This is a genomic window from Allobosea sp. P2_A10, from assembly GCF_056405115.1.
In genome coordinates this window covers 67,062-88,278 of sequence record NZ_JBFUCS010000003.1, presented here as the reverse complement: position 1 = coordinate 88,278, position 21,217 = coordinate 67,062, and the positions used below count along the sequence as shown (strand labels likewise).

General features: G+C 67.3%; 18 protein-coding genes. 11 read left to right on the top strand and 7 right to left on the bottom strand.

Going from position 1 to position 21,217, the window contains the following annotated elements:
• Positions 1-138: 138 nt before the first annotated feature.
• Together AC1DZY_RS06365 and mobA are read left to right on the top strand one after the other, a co-directional pair.
• Positions 139-348, top strand: a complete 210-nt coding sequence (locus AC1DZY_RS06365) for a DUF2478 domain-containing protein (RefSeq protein ID WP_476819245.1) — start codon at positions 139-141, stop codon at positions 346-348.
• Between the two features lie 18 nt (positions 349-366).
• Positions 367-1,017 (top strand): molybdenum cofactor guanylyltransferase MobA, encoded by a 651-nt coding sequence (mobA, locus tag AC1DZY_RS06360; protein WP_476819244.1) that lies wholly within the window; start codon positions 367-369, stop codon positions 1,015-1,017.
• 121 nt (positions 1,018-1,138) lie between these two features.
• Here mobA and AC1DZY_RS06355 read toward each other — a convergent pair whose 3' ends face one another.
• On the bottom strand, positions 1,139-2,263 hold the full coding sequence (locus AC1DZY_RS06355; RefSeq protein ID WP_476819243.1) for an Mrp/NBP35 family ATP-binding protein: 1,125 nt from the start codon (positions 2,261-2,263) through the stop codon (positions 1,139-1,141).
• On the bottom strand, positions 2,254-2,520 hold the full coding sequence (locus tag AC1DZY_RS06350) for a sulfurtransferase TusA family protein (protein WP_476819242.1): 267 nt from the start codon (positions 2,518-2,520) through the stop codon (positions 2,254-2,256). Before AC1DZY_RS06350 ends, AC1DZY_RS06355 begins: the two co-directional genes overlap by 10 nt.
• 223 nt (positions 2,521-2,743) lie before the next feature.
• On the opposite strand from AC1DZY_RS06350, the gene mobB reads away from it, so the two are divergent.
• Positions 2,744-3,262, top strand: coding sequence for a molybdopterin-guanine dinucleotide biosynthesis protein B (gene mobB / locus AC1DZY_RS06345; protein ID WP_476819241.1), 519 nt, complete (start codon positions 2,744-2,746; stop codon positions 3,260-3,262).
• A 7-nt stretch (positions 3,263-3,269) separates the two neighbouring features.
• Positions 3,270-4,526, top strand: a complete 1,257-nt coding sequence (locus AC1DZY_RS06340) for a molybdopterin molybdotransferase MoeA (protein WP_476819240.1) — start codon at positions 3,270-3,272, stop codon at positions 4,524-4,526.
• Here AC1DZY_RS06340 and AC1DZY_RS06335 read toward each other — a convergent pair whose 3' ends face one another.
• From AC1DZY_RS06335 to AC1DZY_RS06325, 3 genes are all read right to left on the bottom strand, one after another.
• Entirely contained in the window at positions 4,527-5,291 is a 765-nt protein-coding gene (locus AC1DZY_RS06335; RefSeq protein ID WP_476819239.1) for a TIGR02186 family protein, read from the bottom strand. It abuts the gene before it with no gap.
• The gene (locus tag AC1DZY_RS06330; protein ID WP_476819238.1) at positions 5,288-6,217 is read right to left on the bottom strand and encodes a sulfite exporter TauE/SafE family protein; all 930 of its coding nucleotides are present in this window, start codon (positions 6,215-6,217) and stop codon (positions 5,288-5,290) included. Before AC1DZY_RS06330 ends, AC1DZY_RS06335 begins: the two co-directional genes overlap by 4 nt.
• A gap of 278 nt (positions 6,218-6,495) precedes the next feature.
• Entirely contained in the window at positions 6,496-10,050 is a 3,555-nt protein-coding gene (locus tag AC1DZY_RS06325) for a tetratricopeptide repeat protein (protein ID WP_476819237.1), read from the bottom strand.
• Positions 10,051-10,410: 360 nt separating this feature from the next.
• Between AC1DZY_RS06325 and AC1DZY_RS06320 the strand changes: the two genes are divergently transcribed.
• The 6 genes from AC1DZY_RS06320 (at position 10,411) to AC1DZY_RS06295 (ending at position 17,467) form a co-directional block, all read left to right on the top strand.
• Entirely contained in the window at positions 10,411-10,866 is a 456-nt protein-coding gene (locus AC1DZY_RS06320) for a MerR family transcriptional regulator (RefSeq protein WP_476819236.1), read from the top strand.
• A 243-nt stretch (positions 10,867-11,109) separates the two neighbouring features.
• Positions 11,110-12,906: an acyl-CoA dehydrogenase C-terminal domain-containing protein gene (locus tag AC1DZY_RS06315; protein WP_476819235.1), complete on the top strand. Its 1,797-nt coding sequence runs from the start codon at positions 11,110-11,112 to the stop codon at positions 12,904-12,906.
• A 58-nt stretch (positions 12,907-12,964) separates the two neighbouring features.
• Positions 12,965-14,173: an acetyl-CoA C-acetyltransferase gene (locus AC1DZY_RS06310; protein ID WP_476819234.1), complete on the top strand. Its 1,209-nt coding sequence runs from the start codon at positions 12,965-12,967 to the stop codon at positions 14,171-14,173.
• An 87-nt stretch (positions 14,174-14,260) separates the two neighbouring features.
• Complete coding sequence (locus AC1DZY_RS06305; protein ID WP_476819233.1) at positions 14,261-14,710, top strand: endonuclease domain-containing protein; 450 nt, start codon at positions 14,261-14,263, stop codon at positions 14,708-14,710.
• On the top strand, positions 14,707-16,911 hold the full coding sequence (locus AC1DZY_RS06300; protein WP_476819232.1) for a 3-hydroxyacyl-CoA dehydrogenase NAD-binding domain-containing protein: 2,205 nt from the start codon (positions 14,707-14,709) through the stop codon (positions 16,909-16,911). Before AC1DZY_RS06305 ends, AC1DZY_RS06300 begins: the two co-directional genes overlap by 4 nt.
• A 172-nt stretch (positions 16,912-17,083) precedes the next feature.
• A complete protein-coding gene (locus tag AC1DZY_RS06295) occupies positions 17,084-17,467 on the top strand; it encodes a hypothetical protein (protein ID WP_476819231.1) in 384 nt (127 codons plus the stop codon).
• 185 nt (positions 17,468-17,652) lie between these two features.
• Here AC1DZY_RS06295 and AC1DZY_RS06290 read toward each other — a convergent pair whose 3' ends face one another.
• Both AC1DZY_RS06290 and aptA read right to left on the bottom strand, forming a co-directional pair.
• On the bottom strand, positions 17,653-17,886 hold the full coding sequence (locus AC1DZY_RS06290) for a hypothetical protein (RefSeq protein WP_476819230.1): 234 nt from the start codon (positions 17,884-17,886) through the stop codon (positions 17,653-17,655).
• An 8-nt stretch (positions 17,887-17,894) separates the two neighbouring features.
• Positions 17,895-19,235, bottom strand: coding sequence for an omega-aminotransferase AptA (aptA, locus tag AC1DZY_RS06285; RefSeq protein WP_476819229.1), 1,341 nt, complete (start codon positions 19,233-19,235; stop codon positions 17,895-17,897).
• 177 nt (positions 19,236-19,412) lie between these two features.
• Between aptA and AC1DZY_RS06280 the strand changes: the two genes are divergently transcribed.
• Positions 19,413-21,194 carry a tetratricopeptide repeat protein gene (locus AC1DZY_RS06280; RefSeq protein WP_476819228.1) on the top strand — a complete coding sequence of 594 codons (1,782 nt, stop codon included), beginning with the start codon at positions 19,413-19,415 and terminating at the stop codon, positions 21,192-21,194.
• The last annotated feature ends 23 nt before the right edge of the window (positions 21,195-21,217 follow it).

Sequence of the window (21,217 nt, the reverse complement as noted above, 5' to 3'; positions counted from 1 at the left end):
CTTAGCGCGTGGGCAGGCGGGCGACTGTAGGGGCGGTGCAACACTGTCGCTGCATCTCGCGCGGCCATTTCCGGGCGAAAAGTCGATCTGACGAAAGCGCTCTGGCGGGATCGCACCGTTCATGGGATGAATCGGGCGATGATGATCGCCGCTATTCCCCACGCCCGAGGTTTTCCGATCGATGGCTTGATGGCCGATCTGGCCATGCGCCTGAAACGGCGGGGCTTGCGGCTCGGCGGCCTCGCCCGGCACAACACCGGCGATTGCGACGGTGGCTGCCGGGCGATGCTGCTGGAGATGCCGGCGGTCGAGGCCTGGGCGCCGGCGCGGGCCGAGATCGCGGCCTGAGGCCGGAGCGCGATGGCCATGGCTGACACGGGCCATCCCGAGACCCTCGGTCTGCTTCTCGCCGGCGGCCTCGCCCGGCGCATGGGCGGTGGCGACAAGCCGCTGCGGATGCTCGCCGGCAGGGCGATCCTCACCCATGTGATCGCGCGCCTCGGCCCGCAATGCGATGGCCTGCTGCTCAATGCCAATGGCGATCCGGCCCGCTTTGCCGGCCATGGCTTGCCTATGGCGGCTGACAATGTGCCTGGCTTTGCCGGGCCATTGGCCGGCATTCTGGCTGGACTCGACTGGACGGCGGAGCATCGACCGCACCTGCAATGGCTGGTCAGCGTCGCCGCCGACACGCCCTTTATCCCACCCGACCTCGTCGCCCGTCTGCACGGCGCGCGCGAAGCGGCCGGCGTTCCGCTCGCCTGCGCGGCGTCGGGCGGCCGCGCGCATCCGGTGATCGGCCTCTGGCCGGTCTCGCTGCGCGAAGAGTTGCGCCATGCGCTGACGGTCGAGGATGAGCGCAAGGTCTCCCGCTGGGCGGCCCGTCATGGCTGCGCATCCGCTGAATGGCCGGCCCTGCCGGTCGATCCCTTCTTCAACGCCAACACGCCTGAGGATTTTGCTGAGGCCGAACGCCTGTTTGCGGTGCTCGGGGATACCCTCCCAGCACCGCCTTGAGGGCCGCCATGGTCGCGCGCCGCTATTCCAGCGTCGCGCGCCATCTCGCCACGGGACAGTTCGCCCTGCAACAGGGTGAACACCCGATCTAGCTGGATCGCTGCTGTTTCGGCCGCTGGAATCACTCGATGACGATCCGCGGCGCGGCCCGGACCGGGCTGCCCGCAAGTCTCGCCATGACCTCCCGCGCGATCATCAGATAGGCTTTGGCATGGGCGGAGTCGGGGTCGCTCGCCACGATCGGGCGGCCGCCATCGGAGGTCTCGCGGATCGGCATCGCCAGCGGAATTTCGCCAAGGAACGGCACGTTCTGGCGCTCGGCTTCATGGCGCGCCCCGCCATGGGCGAAGATGTCGGAGCGGTGGCCGCATTCCGGGCAGATGAAATAGCTCATATTCTCGACGATGCCGAGGATCGGCACCTCGACCTTGCGGAACATCGCGACGCCGCGGCGCGCATCGAGCAGGGCCAGATCCTGCGGCGTCGAGACGATGACGGCGCCAGCCAGCGGCACCTGCTGCGCCATCGTCAGCTGCGCGTCGCCTGTGCCGGGCGGCATGTCGACCACGAGCACGTCGAGTTCGCCCCACGCGACCTCGCGCAGCATCTGGGTGATCGCCGAGATCACCATCGGCCCGCGCCAGATCATCGGCGTCTCCTCGTCGATCAGGAAGCCGATCGACATGATCTTCAGGCCATAGGCCTCCATCGGCGCGAGCGTCCGGCCCGAGACGAGGCGCGGCTTGCCGCTGACGCCGAAGATCCTGGGCACAGAGGGCCCGTAGATATCGGCGTCGAGGACGCCGACCTTGAGCCCGAGCGAAGCCAGCGCGACCGCGAGGTTCGCGGTGGTGGTCGATTTGCCGACGCCGCCCTTGCCGCTGGCGACCGCGATGATCTGTTTGACGCCCGGAACGCCCGTGGCCTTGGGAGGCGGCCCGCCCGGGCCGGCAGGGCGATGCGCCTGATGGCGGGCCTGGGCGGCGGCCGATGCCGGGGCCTTGTCGGCGGTCAGGCCGACGAGAACCTGCGTCACGCCCGGCAATCCGGAAACCGCGCTCTCGGCGGCCTTGCGCACGGGCTCCATCGCGGCGGCCTCGGTCGCGTCGATGCCGATGGCGAAGATCACCTTGCCGCCGTCGATCAGCACGTTGGCGATGCGTCCCGAACTGGTCAGCGATTGCCCGCTCGCCGGCAGCTTCACCAGTTCGAGCGCGCGCAGGATGTCGGCTTCGGTCACGGACACTGTTGCAAAACTCCGGCGTCGCTGGCGTGCGCCGCGACCTTGCGAATGTGGAAGACGAGGAGCCCGCCTTCGGCGTCACTGTGCTCGATGGCGTCGCCGGTCTCGCGCAGCAGGTTGGGGATGTCGATCGCCGCCATCGGATCGGTGCATTCGATGACCAGCAGCGCCCCGGTCTTCGCGCTTTTCAACGCCTTGCGCACCCGCAGCGCCGGCAGGGGGCATTTCAGACCGCGCAGATTGAGCGGGATCGTGGTCATGGCGCTCGAAAACTCCGAGGCAGGGCTGCGCTTCATATGATGGCTCGCGCGCCGGTAGCAACCGCGCTCGCCTCGCCCGGATGCTGCGCGGGAAAGGGCGTGCGCCCGGCTTCCGGCAGCCTTGCCCGCTTGACCACGCGATGCGAACTGAAAGATGACAGCGGGGCGCGCCGGACGCGCGGTTTTATTCCAGCACGGTTTTGTCCTTGCACGAAGGCTCTCGATGCGCGTGATCGGTCTGGCGGGATGGAGCGGCGCGGGCAAGACCACGCTCCTGACCCGCCTCATTCCCGAACTGGCCAGGCGCGGCATCTCGGTCTCGACGCTGAAGCACGCCCACCACGCCTTCGATCTCGATACGCCCGGCAAGGATTCCTATGCCCATCGCGAGGCCGGCGCGCGCGAGGTCTTGATCTCCTCGCAGGTCCGGTGGGCCGTGATGCACGAATTGCGCGGCGCGCCCGAGCTGCGCCTGCCGGAGCTGCTCGGCCATCTCTCGCCGGTCGACCTCGTCATCATCGAGGGCTTCAAGCGCGATCCCCATGCCAAGATCGAGGTTCACCGCACGGCCAACGGCAAGCCGCCGCTGCACCCCGACGATCCCAGCATCATCGCCATCGCGAGCGACATCGCGTTCCCGATGGCCGGGCGGCCGGTGCTCGGTCTCGACGATATCGCTGGCATCGCCGATCTTGCGCTCGCCGGATCAGAGCCGATCGCAACCGTGCTGGCGCGGGGCTGAGGATGTCATGGCGCAGCTGAGCCGGGACGAGGACGCCGTGGCCGGCACGCTGATGAGCGTCGAGCAGGCGACGGAGCGCGCGCTTGCTCTGGTCGCGCCCGTCGCCGGGACCGAGAGCGTCGCACTGGCTGACGCCGATGGCCGCGTGCTGGCGCAGGACGTCGTCGCGGGCCTCGATCTGCCGCCCTTCGCCAACTCGGCGGTCGATGGTTACGCCGTGCGCTTCTCCGATCTCACCGGGGCGGGCGAGACGAGGCTCGCGCTTTCGGGGCGGGTCGCCGCCGGCGCCGAAGCATCGGGCGTGTCGAGCGAGGGTGTCGCCATCAGGGTTTTCACCGGCGCGCCGCTGCCGCCCGGCGCCGATACGGTCTTTATGCAGGAGGATATCGGGCTCGACGGCGGCGTCCTGCGCCTGCCTGACGGTCTTGAACGCGGCGCGAATGCCCGTCCGGCAGGCGAGGATATCGCGCGCGGCGAGACAGCTTTGCAGGCGGGGACGCGCCTGCGACCGCAAGACCTCGCGTTGCTCTCCGCGCTCGGCATGACCGGGATCGATGTCCGCCGCCGCCCGCGTGTCGCGCTCTTCTCGACGGGCGATGAGCTGACGGAGCCCGGCGCAGCGCTCGCGCCCGCCGCGATCTACGACGCCAACCGCAGCCTGTTACGGGCCATGCTTGCGCGCGCCGGGGCGGAGGTCGTCGATCTCGGCATTCTTCGCGACGATCCGCATCGACTGACGCAAAGACTGGCGGAGGCCGCCACCTCCTGCGATCTGATCCTGACCTCGGGCGGCGTCTCCGTCGGCGAGGAGGATCACGTCAAGGCCGCCGTCGAAAGCGCCGGCTCGCTGGCGCTTTGGCGCATCGGCATCAAGCCCGGCCGGCCCGTCGCGATGGGCAGGGTCGGCGATACCCACTTCATCGGCCTGCCCGGCAATCCCGTCGCGGTCTTCGTCACCTTCGCTTTCGTAGCCCGCCCGCTGATTGCGCGGCTGGCGGGCACCGGTTTCGTCGCGCCGACGCCGCTGCCGGTCAGGCTCGGCTTCAGTTACGACAAGAAGGCGGGCCGGCGCGAATATCTCCGCGTTTCGCTCGCAACCGGCCCGGACTGCATCATGGTTGCGCTGAAATACCCGCGTGACGGGGCGGGCGTACTGACCTCGCTGACGCGGACGGACGGGCTCGTCGAACTCGCCGAGGGTCTGACACGGATCGAGGCCGGGGCGATGATGCCGTTTTACGGATATGCCGGGCTGATCGGCTGATCAGTCGCGCCGGAACACCACGCTCGACAGCCAGCCGAAGAACAGCGCCAGCGCCACCGTCGCCAGTCCGTACAGCAGGGGCTGGTCATGCGCGCCCGAGGCCAGCCGCTGCTCGATGCCGGATTTGACCACCTCGAAATTCGTGGTCTGGCGCGCCAGCGGCACGCCGCCGGAATAGAGCACGATCTCGATTTCATAAGTGCCGGTCGGCGCGGTCGCCGGCACCTCGATCGGCGCGCTGAACAGCGTGTTGGAGAGGAAGGTGACGCCGCGCTCCTCCAGCGAATAGAGCCCCTTCTCTTCCAGGATGCGCACCATGCCTTCCCGGAAGCGGGCGGTGGTGACGTCGAAATCCAGCCCCGAATCGGGGTGGAGCTCGGCATTGCCCAGCCCGATGCGATCGCGCCGCGCCGTCTCCTCGCTCATGATCTCGCCGAGCGGCCGATTGCTGGACACCGAGAGGAAGACCGAGTTCTCGGGAAAACGCCGCTGCGTCCGGTTGATCCAGATCGGCCCGAGCCGCTCCTTCTCGCGCACCAGCAGCATCCGCCTTGGGCCGCGCACGGTGACGAGGATGTCGTAGGGGTCGGCGCGCCCGGTGGTGCGTCCATCGCGCTCGACCAGCCCGAAGACGGTGAGCTGGTCGCCGTCATAGTTGGAGGTGATCTGGATCTGATGCGTCGAGATCGACGCGATCAGCGTCTCGGCTTGCGCCTGATGTGTCGATAGGGCCAGCAGGGCGAGCGCTGCGAAAAACCGCCTCATCGCGCCCGCTCCGGCACGACGACGGAAAATGCCTCGGTCGGCGGCACGACGAGTTCCACGATGAAGCGCAGGCCGACCGAGAGGATCAGCAGCGCCAGCAGCAGCCGGAAGGATTCGACATTGAGGTTGCGCGCCGCCCGCCCGCCGAACTGTGCTCCGATCACGCCGCCGACCAGCAGCAGCACCGCCAGGATCAGGTCGACCGACTGGTTGGTGATGGCGTGCAGCACGGTCGCGCCGGTCATCGTCACGAGGATCTGGAACAGCGAAGTGCCGACCACGACAGCGGGCGGCACGCGGAAGAAATAGATCAGCGCCGGCACCAGGATGAAGCCGCCGCCGACGCCGAGGACCGCGCCGATGAAACCGATCACGACGGCCAGCACCGCGATCGGCAGCACGCTGGCATAGAGCCCGGAGCGATGGAATCGCATCCGCAGCGGCAGGCCCATCCACCACGGATGCGTGCCCGCGCGTCGCCGCAGCCGCGCCGGCTTGCCGGCCCGCACGCGCATCATCGCCCGCACCGCGTCATAGAGCATCAGTCCGCCGATGATGGTGAACAGCGTCACATAGGACAGCGTGATGACGAGCTCGAGCTGGCCGAGCCGGCGCATCAGGTTGAAGAACAGCACGCCGAGCACCGTGCCCAGGATGCCCCCCGTGACGAGCACCGTACCGAGCTTGAAGTCGAGCGCGCCGCGTCGCCAATAGGCCAGCACGCCGGTGGTCGAGGAGCCGGCGACCTGGGCCGCCACGGTCGCGACCGCTACCGCAGGCGGAATATCGAGGAAGATCAGCAGCGGCGTCAGCAGGAAGCCGCCACCGACCCCGAACAGGCCCGAGATGAATCCGACCGCGCCGCTGAGGCCCAGCACCATCAGGATGCTGATCGGAAGCTCTGCGATCGGGAGGTAGATCTGCAATCCCTGGTCCTCGCGCCCGGACGCGATCTGGCAGGAGCGCCACGCCCGATCGTCCCATCCTGCACCAATCGGGTTAAGGTATGATGCCCTGGCGCGGAAACGCGTCCGCCATGGGGATCATCCTCGACGCGGCGATCGCCGCTGCGGAGATAAATGTCGCGAGGCGGGGAGGGCATGCGCCGGTTGGCGGTTTTGCTCTTCGCCCGTCAACACGTCGAAACCGTGACATTGTGGACGAAAGCGAAAGAGGCGCCTGCGGCGCCCCTCTCTTGCGCAGTTCAGCCGCGCTGCGGCTTGGCCGGCTTCTTGGTCGCGGCGCTCGGCGTCTCGTCCCAGCCCTTGGCCGGCGGAGCGACCTCGTTGGCGTTGGCTTCGAGCGCCTTGGGCTTCCAGCGTTCCACCGAGAGCTTGGCCGCCGCAAGGTCGGGGGGCGACATGCGCTGGCCGACTTCGTCGCGCTTGCGGCCGGCGTCCTCGTCGCCCTGGCCCGCCGCGATGGCAAACCAGAGATAGGACTGCCCGAGATCGGCGGGAGCGCCAAGCCCGCGCCCGAGCAGGATCGCGAGGTTGTACTGGCTGTCGCGCACGCCGAGTTCGGCCGCCTTGCGGAACCATTCGGTCGCCTGGGCATAGTCGGGCTTGCCCGAGACGCCCTCGGCATGGAGGACGGCGAGATTGTGCATCGCCTTGGCGTTGCCGCGCTCGGCGGCGCGCGTGTACCAGACCCGGGCGAGCCCGATGTCGCGCGGCGCGCCGACGCCTTTCTCGAACATGTTGCCGAGCCGGAACTGCGCCGGCGCGAGTCCCGCGACGGCGGCGCGCTCGAACAGGCGTAGCGCGAGCTTGGGGTCGCGCGTCGCGCCGGGGCTGTCGGCGGCCTTGCTGGCGAGTTCGTAGACCGCCCGCGCGTCGCCGGAGAGAGCCGCCTTCCGGAGGCCGTTGCTGCCGAGGCTGGCGGGCAGGTCGCCGAGGCCGGTCACTGGCTGGAGCGTGTCCTGGCTCACGGCCGGTGCGGTCGTGGGAAGCTGCATCGGCGCGGACCCGGTCACGTCGGGCGTCGCGACGGACGCAAGCGCCGATCCTGCGATCGAGGGCAGGGAGGCGATGGGAGCCACGGGCTGCAGCGCCGAGGTCTGGTCCTTGGCGGGTTTATCCTGGGACGGCTTGGCCGGCTCGATCTCCGTGGCGGCCTGCGGTGCGGCGACCGTGGCTTCGGGAGCCTGCGGGCTTTCCTTGGCGACGGGAGCGATTTTTGTGCCGCCCTGGAGCGCGCCGGTCGCGACATGGACCGCGCCCATGGCGAGCACGACCGCGGCGACGCCGAGCAGGATCGGCCGCCGGCGCTTCTCCATGATTTCCTTGAGCCTGCCGCCCCCCTTGGCGGGCTCGGCAGTGTCGGCGGGCGGCGTCGCGGCTTCGGTCGCAGCCTTGGCGGAGCGCCGTGCGGCCGCGATCAGGTTCTGGCGGATCGATTGGGGGTCCTGCGCGGTCGCCTGCGCCGCGCCGGCGCGCGGACGGCCGGAGCCGGGTTCGAGCGGCAGGTCGAGCGACGCCATCGAGGGCGTCTCCGGCTGGGGCGGTGCGACCCGGTCGGAGGCGATCCTGTCTTCGAGCGCGACGCTGACATGGGCCGGCAATTCGGGCATCCGCGCCATCGGCATGACGGGCGCGCGGGGCTTCTCGGCGGAGCGGGGCGACATCGCCGGCCGCTCGGCGGGTGCAGCCTGTCGCTCGGTCGCGAGTTCGCCCTCGATGCTGGCAAGGCGCGAGATAATGGTTTCGAGCGTCTGGTGGACGGCGCCGATCGCATCCTGCGTCTCGCGGCCCGAGGAGACATGGGTCTCGCGCAGACCGGTCAGCAGGTTGCTGAGCTCGGCAATGCCGGCGCCCGGCGCTGCCTTGCCGGACATGTCGGCCATCGCGGCGCGGGCGGCGCGCTCGGCGGCGTCCGTGGTGTCCTGGCGCAGGGTCTGGAGATGGAAGACGAGATCCTGCAGCGTCCGTTCGATGCCGGTCTCGGCCGAGCGCGTCGCGGCTGCCGTGTCGAGCCGGGAGGCGATGCCGGAGATCTGCTGCTCCAGCGCGTCGAAGGAATCGGTGCCAGCGCCGGGACGGCCGGCCTCGTCGATCTTCTCGGCGAGGTTGCGCAGCATGTCTTCGATCGGGCGCAGGTCGACGCGGGCGACCTGGACGTTTTTGCCCTCGTTGACGAGCTGGGTCAGATTGCTGGAGGCGGCGAGATTTTCGATCCGCCCGGCCAGAGCCTCGATCTGCCGGGTCACGGCGGTCGGGCCGTGCTCGGCCAGGCTTTCGATCCGCTGCTGCAGCGTTTCGATCCGGCTTTCGAGCTGGCTGGGCTGCTGCCGGCCTGCCATGTCCTCGAGCTTGATCACGAGCGCTTCGATACGGTCGGACAACACGTTGGAGACGCCGTGTCCCGAGGCGTCCATCGCGCTCAGCTTCGCGGCGAGCTGTTCGGCCTGGGCGCTGATCACGTCGGGCCGCATCGCCGGCAGCGCGTCGATCTTGCCGGCGAGCGCCTCGACCTGCCGCGACAACGACATCATCGGGGCCGGGTCGGCATGGCGATCATGGCCGCGATCGGCCATGATGGCGTCGCGGACGTCCTCGATCGTCAGCGCGAGGCTGCGCAGCTCGCGGCCGTCCGGCTGCACGTCGCGCAGCCGCGTCATCTCGGAAGACAGCGTCGAGACCTGGCGCGACAGGTCGTCGAGGCGCGGATCGCTCGCCGACGACGACATCATGTCGCGCAACTCGGAAATGTCGCGCATGACCGGAGCCAGCACCGAGCGGTCGCCGCCGCGCGCGGCAAGCGCATCGACCTTGGCGGCGAGGTGGGCGATTTCGAGTTCGAAGCGCTCGTAGCTTTCGCCCGAGCGTTCCTGCGAGAGGCGCGAAACCTCCGACTCGATCCGCGCCAGCGGCTTCATGACCGGGTCGAGCCGGTCGCGGCGGTCCAGCCTGTCGAGGCGCGAGCCGAGATCGGCAATCATGGCCTCGATCGGCCTTGTGTCGATCTGGGTGATCTGCGGCGCACGCTCGATGGCGGCGGGGCGCGGACGGGGCGCGGGCTCGGCTGCCGGGCTCGCAGGCGCGATCCGGGCGCTCAGCTCGCGCAAATCCTGGCGTAGCGCCGCGATGCGGTTCTCGGGGATCGTCGTCTGGCGGAACTGCTGCGGCTCGCTGTCCACATCCAGCGCGCGCTGGCGGGCGCGGATGTCGCCGACGGCTGCGGCCAGCCCATCGCGGCTGAAGGCGAGGCGCGGCGCCTGCGCCGGCTTGCGCTGGGCCTCTACGTTCTTGCGCTCGATATCGACGAGGCGCTCGCCCATGCTCTTGATCGCGTCGGCGATGACGTTGGTCGCGCGTTCCTGGCGCTCGGCCGCGGCGCGTTCGCCGGAGGTGATGCGGCTTTCGGTCTTCTCGATCCAGCGCGTGATCGAATCGAGCGCGCCGGCTGTCTGCGCGCTGGATTCACGCGTCAAACGCTCGGCGCTTGCGGCCTGGCTGATGACGGCCTCGATGTCGTCGCGCGACAGGGCAGGCGTCGCCTGCCGGGGGGCGGCGCTGGCGGCGGCCTGCGAGGAGGTGTCCATCTGGCCTTGCGACAGCCGGGCGAGGCGCTCCGATAGCGCCGCGATATCGAGCTGCTCGGGAGGCGCGCCGTCGGAATCGCCCTCTTCGGCCTCTTCCCTGATCTTGTGATCGAGCCATTCGCCAAGCGTCATGCCGGCGCGACGCGCTGCTGCCTTGGCTGCATCGCGGGTGCGGGGGTCGACGCCCTTCACGCTCCAGGGCAAGCTTGTAGCCATGATGTCGCTCGCCTGCGGGGCCTAGTCCCTGGTCTGGACGGTGCAGGCCCCTGATCCCGCTGCCGTCCCTGCGAATTCGGCGATCCGTGAAGATAACGTTGCCGTTGACGCGACGCCGATCCGCAGACCCGACTTTTCGCGGGCATGGTAAACAGGGAGTTAAGATCGACGGGCGTCCGGTTAATTTTTTACGAATTGCCGCTGCGGCAAGGCTTTGAAGCCGGCTCGTAACCGTAACTTACCTGAGGGAAGGTCGATATTACCTGACGCTAGGAGATGGGCGACGCTATGTGGGGCTCAACGAATCCTGACCGCCAGTGTTGCCGGTCGATTCGAATCCAGCCCGCAAGGAATGCACCCATGTCACGCCACAGCCTCGCTATGGCGGCCTCTTCGACTGTTGAAGGCCGCTCGTCCCAGTCCACGCCCGCCGAGGCCGATCTCGCCGGCGGCTTCACCATCAGCGACCTCGCCCGCGATTTCGACGTCACCCTGCGCACCCTGCGCTTCTACGAGTCCCGCGGACTGCTTTCTCCGGCCCGCTCGGGCATGACCCGGATCTATTCCGGCCGCGACCGCGCCCGCCTCACTCTCATCCTCAAGGGCAAGCAGCTCGGCTTCACGCTCGTCGAGATCCGCGCCATGCTCGCCAACGAGGAAAAGAAGGGCGGCGCGACCGCCGAGGGTTCGGCTTCGGTCGGCGGGCTCCAGCTCAGCCAGGAGCAGGTCTCCGAGCAGCTCGAGCTGCTGCGCGCCCAGCGCAAGGAAATCGACGAGGCGATCGTCGAGCTCGAGGCGACCCAACGCCGCTCCTGACGCGCCTGTCTCGCTAAAAATTCCGTCTGCCGTGCAAAACAAGCCCCGGGCGTCGCGCCCGGGGCTTCTTGCTGTCGAGATGTCGTTGCGCCCGCCCGAAAGCGGGGTCAGGATCATCTCCGCGATCACCAGATCGCGATTGCCTCTTGCGATTCCGCCGAGATAGTTTATATGTGAACTATCTGGAAGCGGTGCTATCGCGAATGCGCGACCGACCTGCTTTGCGACGAGAGGGAGGATAAAATGCCGGTTTACAAGGCGCCCGTCGACGACACCCTGTTCCTGCTCAACGACGTCTTCAACATCGAACGCTACAACAACCTGCCGGGCTTCGCCGACGCGACGCCCGACGTGGTCGAGGCGGTGCTGGGCGAGGGCGCCAAGCTTTGCGAGGAAGTGCTGCAGCCGCTGAATCTCTCCGGCGACCAGGAGGGCTGCGTCCGCAATCCCGACGGCAGCGTCACCACGCCGAAAGGCTTCAAGCAGGCCTATGAGGCTTTCGCCGGGGGCGGCTGGATCGGCCTGGCGATGGACCCAGAATATGGCGGCCAGGGCCTGCCCTACACGCTCGGCGCCGTGATGAACGAGTTCGCCTCCTCAGCCAACATGGCCTTTTCGATGTATCCCGGCCTGACGGCGGGCGCGATCGCGGCGCTTTATGTCCATGGTTCCGACGAACAGAAGCGTACCTATCTGCCCAAGATGATCGAGGGCGCCTGGTCGGGCACCATGAACCTGACCGAGCCGCATTGCGGCACCGATCTCGGCCTGATCAAGACCAAGGCCGTGCCGCGCGGCGACGGCTCCTATGCCATCTCCGGCACCAAGATCTTCATCTCGGCCGGCGAGCAGGACATCACCGAGAACATCATCCATCTCGTTCTGGCCCGCATCGAGGGCGCGCCCGCCGGCGTCAAGGGCATCTCGCTCTTCGTCGTACCGCGCAACAGCGTGGGCGCGGACGGCTCGGTCGGCGAACGCAACGGCGTCTCCTGCGGCTCGATCGAGCACAAGATGGGCATTCACGGCAATTCGACCTGCGTCATGAACTATGACGGCGCGCAGGGCTGGCTGATCGGCACGGAGAACAAGGGCCTCAACGCCATGTTCGTGATGATGAACGAGGCGAGGCTCGGCGTCGCGATCCAGGGCCTGGCCCAGTCCGAGGTCGCCTACCAGAACGCCGTCGCATACGCCAAGGACCGTATCCAGGGCCGGGCGCTCACCGGCGCCAAGGAGCCGGCCAAGGCGGCCGACCCGATCATCGTCCATCCCGACGTGCGCCGCACGCTGATGTCGATCAAGGCCTTCAACGAGGCCGCGCGCGCCTTCGTGATCTGGAATGCGCTGAAGTCCGACATCGCCCACCGTTCGGCCGATGCCGGCGAGCGCCAGGCCGCCGACGACCAGCTCGGCCTGATGACGCCGGTGCTGAAGGGCGTGCTGACCGATGTCGGCTTCGACAACGCGGTCAAGGCCCAGCAGATGTATGGCGGCCATGGCTACATCGCCGAATGGGGCATGGAGCAGTTCGTCCGCGACGCCCGCATCGCCATGATCTACGAGGGCGCCAACGGCGTCCAGGCGATGGACCTCGTCGGCCGTAAGCTCGGCCGTGACGGCGGCCGCGCCATCATGAGCTTCTTCAACGAGGTCGGCGGCTTCCTGCAGGAGAACGCCGGGGACGAGGTGCTGAAGCCCCTGTTCGCGCCGCTTCTGGTCTCGCTTGGCCATCTCCAGCAGGCGACGATGTGGTTCATGCAGAACGCGCTCGCCAAGCCTGACAACGCCGGCGCCGGCGCGACCGACTACATGCACCTGCTCGGCCTCGTCTCGCTTGGTTATATGTGGGCGAAGATGGCCAAGGTCGCGCAGGACAAGCTCAAGGCCGGAGCCAACGGTTCGACCGAGCGCATGAACACCAAGCTCGCCACCGCTCGTTTCTTCATGGAGCGCAGCCTGCCCGAGACGGCGGCGCATCTGGCGCGGATCACCACCGGCGCGGATTCGACCATGGCGCTGAGCGCCGACCAGTTCTGACCATGACGTCTGGCACAAGAACAAGCCGCCTCAGTGCGGCCAGCCCGGGAGGCCTCCAATGGCAGACGCCTACATCTACGATCACGTCCGCACGCCGCGCGGCAAGGGCAAGGCCGACGGCTCGCTGCACGAGGTCACGGCGATCGAGCTCGGCACCACGACGCTGCGCGCGCTGAAGGACCGCAACGGGCTCGATACCAGGCTGGTCGAGGACGTCGTCTTCGGCTGCGTCGATCCGGTCGGCGAGGCCGGGGCCGACATCGCGCGGGCCGTCGCGCTCAAGGCCGGCTACGGCAAGGAGGTGCCGGGCATCCAGATCAACCGCTTCTGCGCGTCGGGACTCGATGCGGTCAACCTCGCCGCGGCGCAGGTGATGTCGGGCCAGAAGGAGATGGCGATCGGCGGCGGCGTCGAGAGCATGTCGCGCGTCGGCATGGGCGCGTCGGGCTTCGGCATGGCGGTCGACCCATCCGTCGCGATCGATACGTATTTCATGCCGCAGGGCATCTCGGCCGATCTGATCGCGACGAAATACGGTTTTTCCCGGGATGACGTCGACGCCTACGCCGTGCGCTCGCACAAGCGCGCCGCAGCCGCCTGGGAGGCCGGACGCTTCAAGAACTCGGTGATCCCGGTCACCGATATCAACGGGCTGATCATCCTCGACAGGGACGAGACCATCCGTCCCGGCACCGACATGCAGGCGCTGGCAAGCTTGAAACCTGCCTTCGTCCAGATGGGCGAGATGGGCGGCTTCGACGCGGTCGCGACCGCGGCGCATCCTGATGTCGAGTTCGTCAATCACGTCCATCACGCGGGCAATTCGTCGGGTATCGTCGATGGCGCGGCAGCCGTCCTCGTCGGCTCGAAGAAGGGTGGCAAGGCAGCGGGCCTCAAACCCCGCGCCCGCATCCGCGCCTTCGCCACCGTCGGCTCCGACCTCGCGCTGATGCTGACCGGTCCGGTCGACGTCACCGAACTGGTGCTCAGGAAGGCCGGCATGAAGACCAGCGATATCGACCTGTTCGAGCTGAACGAGGCGTTTTCCTCGGTGGTCCTGCGCTTCCAGCAGGCCTTCGACATCGATGACGCGATTCTCAACGTCAATGGCGGCGCCATCGCCATGGGTCACCCGCTCGGCGCGACCGGCGCGATGATCCTCGGCACCGTGCTCGACGAGCTGGAGCGCACCAACAAGACGACCGCGCTGGTGACGCTCTGCGTCGCCGCCGGCATGGGCGTCGCCACCATCATCGAACGGGTTTGAGTTTCGTCCTTCTCCCCTCGGGGGAGAAGGTGGCCCCGCGAAGCGGGGTCGGATGAGGGCAGCGCCAACGTCGGAAAGGAGGGTCCAATGCAGCGCCGGAATAGCACGCCGACCCGTGATTTCGCACGCGGCCAGCGACGTGCGCCTACCCGTGCGGAAGCCCTGTTCTGGCAGGCGGTGCGCGGCCGTCGTTTCGGCGATCTAAAGTTCAAGCGCCAGATAGCAATTGGCCCCTACATCGCCGACTTCTGTTGCTTCGAGCACCGCCTCATCGTCGAGCTGGATGGCGAGCCGCACTGTGACCCTCAACAGCGCCTGCACGATTTGCGACGCGACACGTTCCTTCAGGCTCAGGGCTATCTCGTCCTGCGCTTCCCCAATGACATTGTCTTGACCGGCCTCGAACTCGTTTTGCGCCAGATCGCAGAGCGCCTCGCGCTGGCCGAACGTCCCTCATCCGACCCCGCTGCGCGGGGCCACCTTCTCCCCCGAGGGGAGAAGGAAGAGCGCCCTCTGGAATCAGGAGATTCAGCATGAACCTCACCAATTTCCGCTTCGAGACCGATTCTGACGGCATCGCCACCGCGACATGGGACATGCCCGGCCGCTCGATGAACGTCATCACCCCCGAGGTGATGACCGAGCTCGACCAGATCATCGACAAGGTCGCCTCGACGGAAGCCATCAGGGGCTGCGTCGTCACCTCCGGCAAGGAGGCCTTTTCCGGCGGCGCGGATCTCACCATGCTGCAGGGCCTGCGCGATCTCTATGTCGGTCTCGCCAAGGAGAAGGGCGAGCAGGTCGCGATGCAGACCTTCTTCGACGAGAGCCGCAAGCTTTCGCTGCTCTACCGCAAGCTCGAAACCTGCGGAAAGCCCTTCGCTGCCGCAATCCACGGCGTTTGCCTCGGCGGGGCTTTCGAGCTTGCGCTCGCCTGCCAGTACCGCGTCGTCTCCGACGATGCCTCGACCCGCGTCGGCCTGCCCGAGATCAAGGTCGGGCTGTTTCCGGGAGCCGGCGGCACCCAGCGCGTCTCGCGGCTGATGCAGACCGGCGACGCCCTGCAGATGATGTTCAAGGGTGAGCAGGTGAAGGCGCTGCCGGCGCGCAATACCGGCCTCGTCCATGCCGTCACGGCCCGCGCCGAAATGGTCGAGAATGCAAAAGCCTGGCTCAAGGCCAACCCGGCAGCGACGGCGCCCTGGGACCAGAAGGGCTTCAAGCTGCCCTCCAACAAGGTCTATTCCCCGGCCGGCATGCAGATCTGGCCGCCGGCCAATGCGATCTATCGCCGCGAGACCAATGACAACTACCCGGCCGCACGCGCCATCCTGAACGCCGTCTATGAGGGGCTCCAGCTCCCCATGGATCTCGGGCTCAAGGTCGAGAGCCGCTACTTCGCCAAAATCCTGCGGACGAAGGAGGCGGCCTCGATGATCCGCTCGCTCTTCGTCTCGATGCAGGAACTGAACAAGGGCGCGCGCCGCCCGGCCGACGTTCCGCCCTCGAAGCTCAAGAAGGTCGGCATCGTCGGTGCCGGCTTCATGGGCGCGGGCATCGCCTATGTCTCGGCGCAGAACGGGCTCGAGGTCGTGCTGGTCGATCGCGATCAGGAGGCCGCCGACAAGGGCAAGGCCTATTCGCACAAGCTGGTCTCCGACCAGATCATGAAGGGCCGCGCCAAGACCGCCGACCGCGATGCCATTCTGGGTCGCATCAACGCCACCGCCGACTACGCCGCGCTGAAGGGCTGCGACCTGATCGTCGAGGCGGTGTTCGAGGACCCCAAGGTCAAGGCCGAGGTGATCGCGAAGGTGGAAGCCGCCGTCGGTCCCAGGACGATCTTCGGCTCCAACACCTCGACCCTGCCGATCACCGGCCTCGCCGAGCACAGCCAGCGGCCCAAGAACTTCATCGGCGTGCATTTCTTCTCGCCGGTGGAAAAAATGCTGCTGGTCGAGATCATCATGGCCAAGAAGACCGGCAAGAAGGCGCTCGCCATGGCGCTCGACTTCGTCCGCGCCATCCGCAAAACGCCGATCGTCGTCAACGACACGCGCGGCTTTTACGCCAACCGCTGCGTCGGCAACTACATCCGCGAGGGCCATCTCATGCTGATGGAAGGCATCCCGCCGGCGATGATCGAAGCCGCCGGCAAGCAGGCCGGCATGCCGGTCGGCCCGCTCTCGCTCAACGACGAGGTCGCGGTCGATCTGGCGTACAAGGTGCTCAAGGCGACCAAGGTCCAGCTTGGCGATGCGGCGGTCGATCCGGCGCAGGAAAAGCTGCTCACCGACATGGTCGAAAAGCACGGCCGGCTCGGCCGCAAGAATAAAAAGGGCTTCTACGATTATCCCGAAGCCGGGCCCAAGCGCCTCTGGCCCGGCCTCGCCGAGCTGACCAAAAACCGCATCGATCCCGAGCAGGTCGACATGACCGAACTCAAGCACCGCCTGCTGGTGACGCAGGCGCTGGAGGCGGCGCGTACCTATGAGGAGGGCGTCGTCACCGATCCTCGCGAGGCCGATGTCGGCTCGATCATCGGCTTCGGTTTCGCGCCTTACTCCGGCGGCACCCTCAGCTATATCGACAACATGGGCGCGGCCGCCTTCGTGAAGCTCTGTGAGGGCCTGGCGAAGAAGCACGGCGAGCGCTTCAAGCCGAACCGCCAGCTCAAGCGCATGGCGAAGACGGGCGAGAGCTATTACGGCGCGGCGGCGGGGAAGGCGGCCGCCTAGAACCTTCTCCCCTCGGGGGAGAAGGTGGCTCGGCGAAGCCGAGACGGATGAGGGAAGGGTCGCCGAAGCGGCCCTTTTTTCGTTTTAGTGATCGGAGGGCCGAAACTCATCCTGACAGCTATTGGCCTTGGTCGGTCCAACATGACGGCCGACGTCGGCGAGGATAAATCGGATGAAAACGCTCGTCGACTACATGTACCGGGACGCGTCAAACTATAAGCAGTTCGGTCATTTCGTTCTGGACGGTCCGTTCGATCTGGAAGCCGTCGAGCCATTCATGTGGGACGGCGAATTCTTCATCCCCGAACGAGTTGGCGTGAGAACACTCGTGCCGGCCGAGAAAACGCGGGATGATCACTACCTCCACACAATCGCGTCGACCCGCGTGGTCGAGGCAACAGATTTTCTGATGCCAGCGGACACTTTTGTAGAGCGATTTCGCCAAGCGGCGGCGGAGGGTTGGTTCTATGAGCGGCTGTCAGGCACCCAACTTCAATATGCGCGCGCAGAAGGGCGAAGGATCGGGCTGGCAAATCCGGAATGGGATGAATTTTAGACGCTGATGATTTGACCCGGATCGCACCGTCATCCCGGACAAGCCGCAGAGCGGGGCAACTCTGCGGTCCGTAGAGCGTCGTCGTGTCCTATAAAGAATCCCTGGGCGACCTTCGGTCGCCCAGGGTGGCAGGGCGTTTCCAAGACGAATTATCTCGATCTCTGCGTCGATTAATTACTCAACGGTCAAAGCCCATAAACGCGCGCGAGAATGCTATGCAGCTCGCGCGCGCTATCCGCGGTGAATTGAATCGTCTGGCTCATTTTCCCCGCGAGCTTGCGCTCTTGGGAGCCAAAGGTGTCGATCTGAACGATAGGTAGCGCATCAGGTGGACGAATTATTTTGACGCGGGCCGTGACCTCCGTGGGGTGAAGCTGACCGTTGTCCTCGCGAACGTCGAAGTGCGTTATAATCGCCATCTTCTATTCTACTTCGCCACCAACCTGATCACCCGCTGGAGCTTCCCGATCAGCTCTTCCACCTGGCTCTCCGAAACGATCAGCGGTGGCGAGACGCAGATCGTGTCGCCCGCCGTGCGGACCATCAGGCCTTCCTCGCGGAAGGCGCGGTCCATCGCCTCGTAGCCGCGCTTGCCGGCGCCATCCGCGCGTGGCGCGAGATCGATCGCGCCGACGATGCCCACTGTCCTGATATCGACCACATTGGGCTCGCCCTTCAAGCTCATCACGGCGTCCGCCCACATCGGCTCCATCGCGCGGGCGCGCTCGAAGAGACCTTCGTCGCGATAGATGTCGAGCGTCGCCAGGCACGCCGCCGCCGCCAGCGGATGGCCGGAATAGGTGTAGCCGTGGAAGAGCTCGATGACGTTGTCGGGGCCGCCCATGAACTTCTCGTAGATGTGCTTGCGCACCAAGACGCCGCCCATCGGCACCGCGCCCGAGGTCACGCCCTTGGCGAAGGTGACCATGTCGGGGATGACGCCGTAGCGTTCGGCCGCGAAGGCATAGCCCAGGCGGCCGAAGCCGGTGATGACCTCGTCGAAGATCAGCAGGATGCCATGCTTGTCGCAGATCTCGCGCAGGCGCTTGAGATAGCCCTTCGGAGCCGGCAGGCCGCCGGTCGAACCCGCCATCGGCTCGACGATGACGGCGGCGATGGTCGAGGCGTCGTGCAGGGTGACGATGCGCTCGAGATCATCGGCGAAATGCGCGCCGTAATCCGGCTCGCCCTTGCTGAAGGCCTGCTTCTCGCGGTCATAGGTGTGGGTGATATGGTCGGTGCCGGTCAGCAGCCCGCCGAAGAATTTGCGGTTGTTGACCATGCCGCCGACCGAGATGCCGCCGAAGCCGACGCCGTGATAGCCGCGCTCGCGTCCGATCAGCCGCGTCTTTGAGCCCTTGCCGGAGACGTTCCAGTAGGCGAGCGCGATCTTCAGCGCGGAATCGGCTGCTTCCGAGCCGGAGCCCGCGAAGAAGACATGGTCGAGATCGCCCGGCGCCAGCGCCGCGATCCGCGCCGCCGCGGCGAAGACCTTGGGGTGGCCGTACTGGAAGGAGGGCGCGAAATCGAGTTCGCGCGCCTGCGCCTGGATCGCCTGGATGATCGGCTCGCGGGCGTGGCCGGCGTTGCAGCACCACAGGCCCGCCGTGCCGTCCATCACCGGCTTGCCTTCGGGGGTGTAGTAATACATCCCCTCGGCGCGCGCGACCATGCGCGGGTTCTGCTTGAACGACCGATTGGCCGTGAACGGCATCCAGAAGGCTTCGAGGTCGTTGGGGTTCCCGACAGCCTGGGGTGCGGAGGTCATGCGCGGCGTTCCTGATCCGGTTAAGCGTCTCTCAACCTAACAGCACGATCCGGGCTGTAAATCTCCAGCGCGTCGGGGCATCCCTGCGCCCCGCACGGGCGCACTGGTATGTGAGATGACGTTACGTCGTTTCTGGCGTAGCTTGCCAAAGGGGGATTCAAACTGGGCCAGACCCCAATGGGCGAAAGCGGCGAACCCGACCGACTGAACGCACCGGCGGCCGCGGCGATCCGCGCGGCTCTTCAGCGCGTTCTGGCCGCCGATCCGTTCCGCGGCGCGCCACAGTTGCAGGCATTCCTGAGCTTCATCGTCGAAAGCGCCATCGTCGGCCGCGGTTCGGAGCTGAAGGGGTATACCATCGCCGTCGAGGCCCTTGGCCGCGCCCCCGATTTCGATCCGCAATCGGACCCGATCGTGCGGGTCGAGGCCGGGCGGCTGCGCAAGGCGCTGGCCCAGTACTATGCCGGGGAGGGGGCTCGGGACCCGGTTCGGCTGAGCATGCCGGTCGGGGCTTATGTGCCGGTGTTCGCGTTCTCCGAAGACGCTCTGGACGAACCCGAGCCGTTGGCCGAGACCGCCGACGCCCTGTCCGAAGTCGAAGCCGGGGTCGTTCTCCCGGCCGCCTCGGACGTTGCCGTCTCGCGGCGCTGGCTCACCCTCGCCGGCATCGCGCTCGCAGCCGGGCTGGCGTCGCTTGGGCTCTGGTATCGCCTGAATCCCGCCCAGCAGGTGCTGCCGGCTGCGCCGGCCCAGCCTTCGGCGGCGCTGGCCGAGACGATCGCCAGGCCCGCGTCCATGCCGGTGCAGCTGCCGGTGCTGGCGATAAGGGTGGGCGAATTGCCGCCCGATCCGGAACTGGCGGAGATCGCGCGCCGGGCATCGAGCCTGCTGGCGGACGCGATCGCGCGCTTCGACGATCTCGTCACGGTCAAGGCGCCCGGCGATCCCCGCGCCGACACGGAAGGAGCCAACTACGTCTTCGAGATGAGTGCGACCCGCTTCGGTGCGACGACCGAGGCCGTCGCCAGGCTGCGTGCAGTCGCCGACGGGCGCATCGTCTGGACGGCGTCGACAAATCGCCTTCCGGTCCAGAGCGCCGACGATCACGAACTGCCGGAGATCGCGAGGCGGCTGGCGATCCGCCTTGCCGAGCCCTTCGGCATCATCCACGCCGATTTCCGGCAGTCGGCATCGTCGCCGGCGATGCGCTGCATTTTCGAGGCGCTCGATTTCCGTCGCACCATGAAGGCCGAGGATCATCTGGCGGCACGCACCTGTCTCGAGGGGCTGCTCGATCGTGATCCGAATTTTCACCCGGCCTGGTCGCAACTCGCCTTCCTGATTCTCGACGAATACACCTCGGGCCTCAACCCGCTGCCCGGCCCGCCGCTCGACCGTGCGCTGAGCGCGGCGCTGAACGCGGTCCGGCTGTCGCCTTCCAGCGCGCGCGCCAACCAGGCGATGATGGACGTGCTGTTTGCGCGCGGGCAGACGACCGAGGCGCTGGCGGCCGGCCGCGAGGCGATGGCGCGCAACCCCTATGACCCCACCATCATGGCCGATCTCGGCGCGCGCTATGTCCAGCTCAACCGGCCGGCCGAAGGGCTGCCGCTGCTGGAGCGCGCCGTCGGGCTCAGCACCGGCCGGCCGTCCTGGTATGATTTCTTCGCCTTTCTGGCGGCGCGGCTGACCGGTGACACTGCCCTGGCCGAGACCCATGTCGCGCGGCTGCTGGCCGATGAAGGCCCGTTCAGTCTGCTCGGCCGTGCCATGCAATGCGCCGTGACGGGCGATCAGATCGGCCTGACGACGGCCGTCGCCAGCCTGACGGAGATGTCGCCGCTGTTCCGGCTCGACCCGCGCCTGTTTCTGGAGCGAAAGGGTTTTGGCGCCGCAGTGGTCGAGCGGATCATGGCCGACCTTGGTCCTGCGACGATCGATCTGCTCAAGCCGCGTTGAGGCAGCGCTTTTCGGGTCCGATC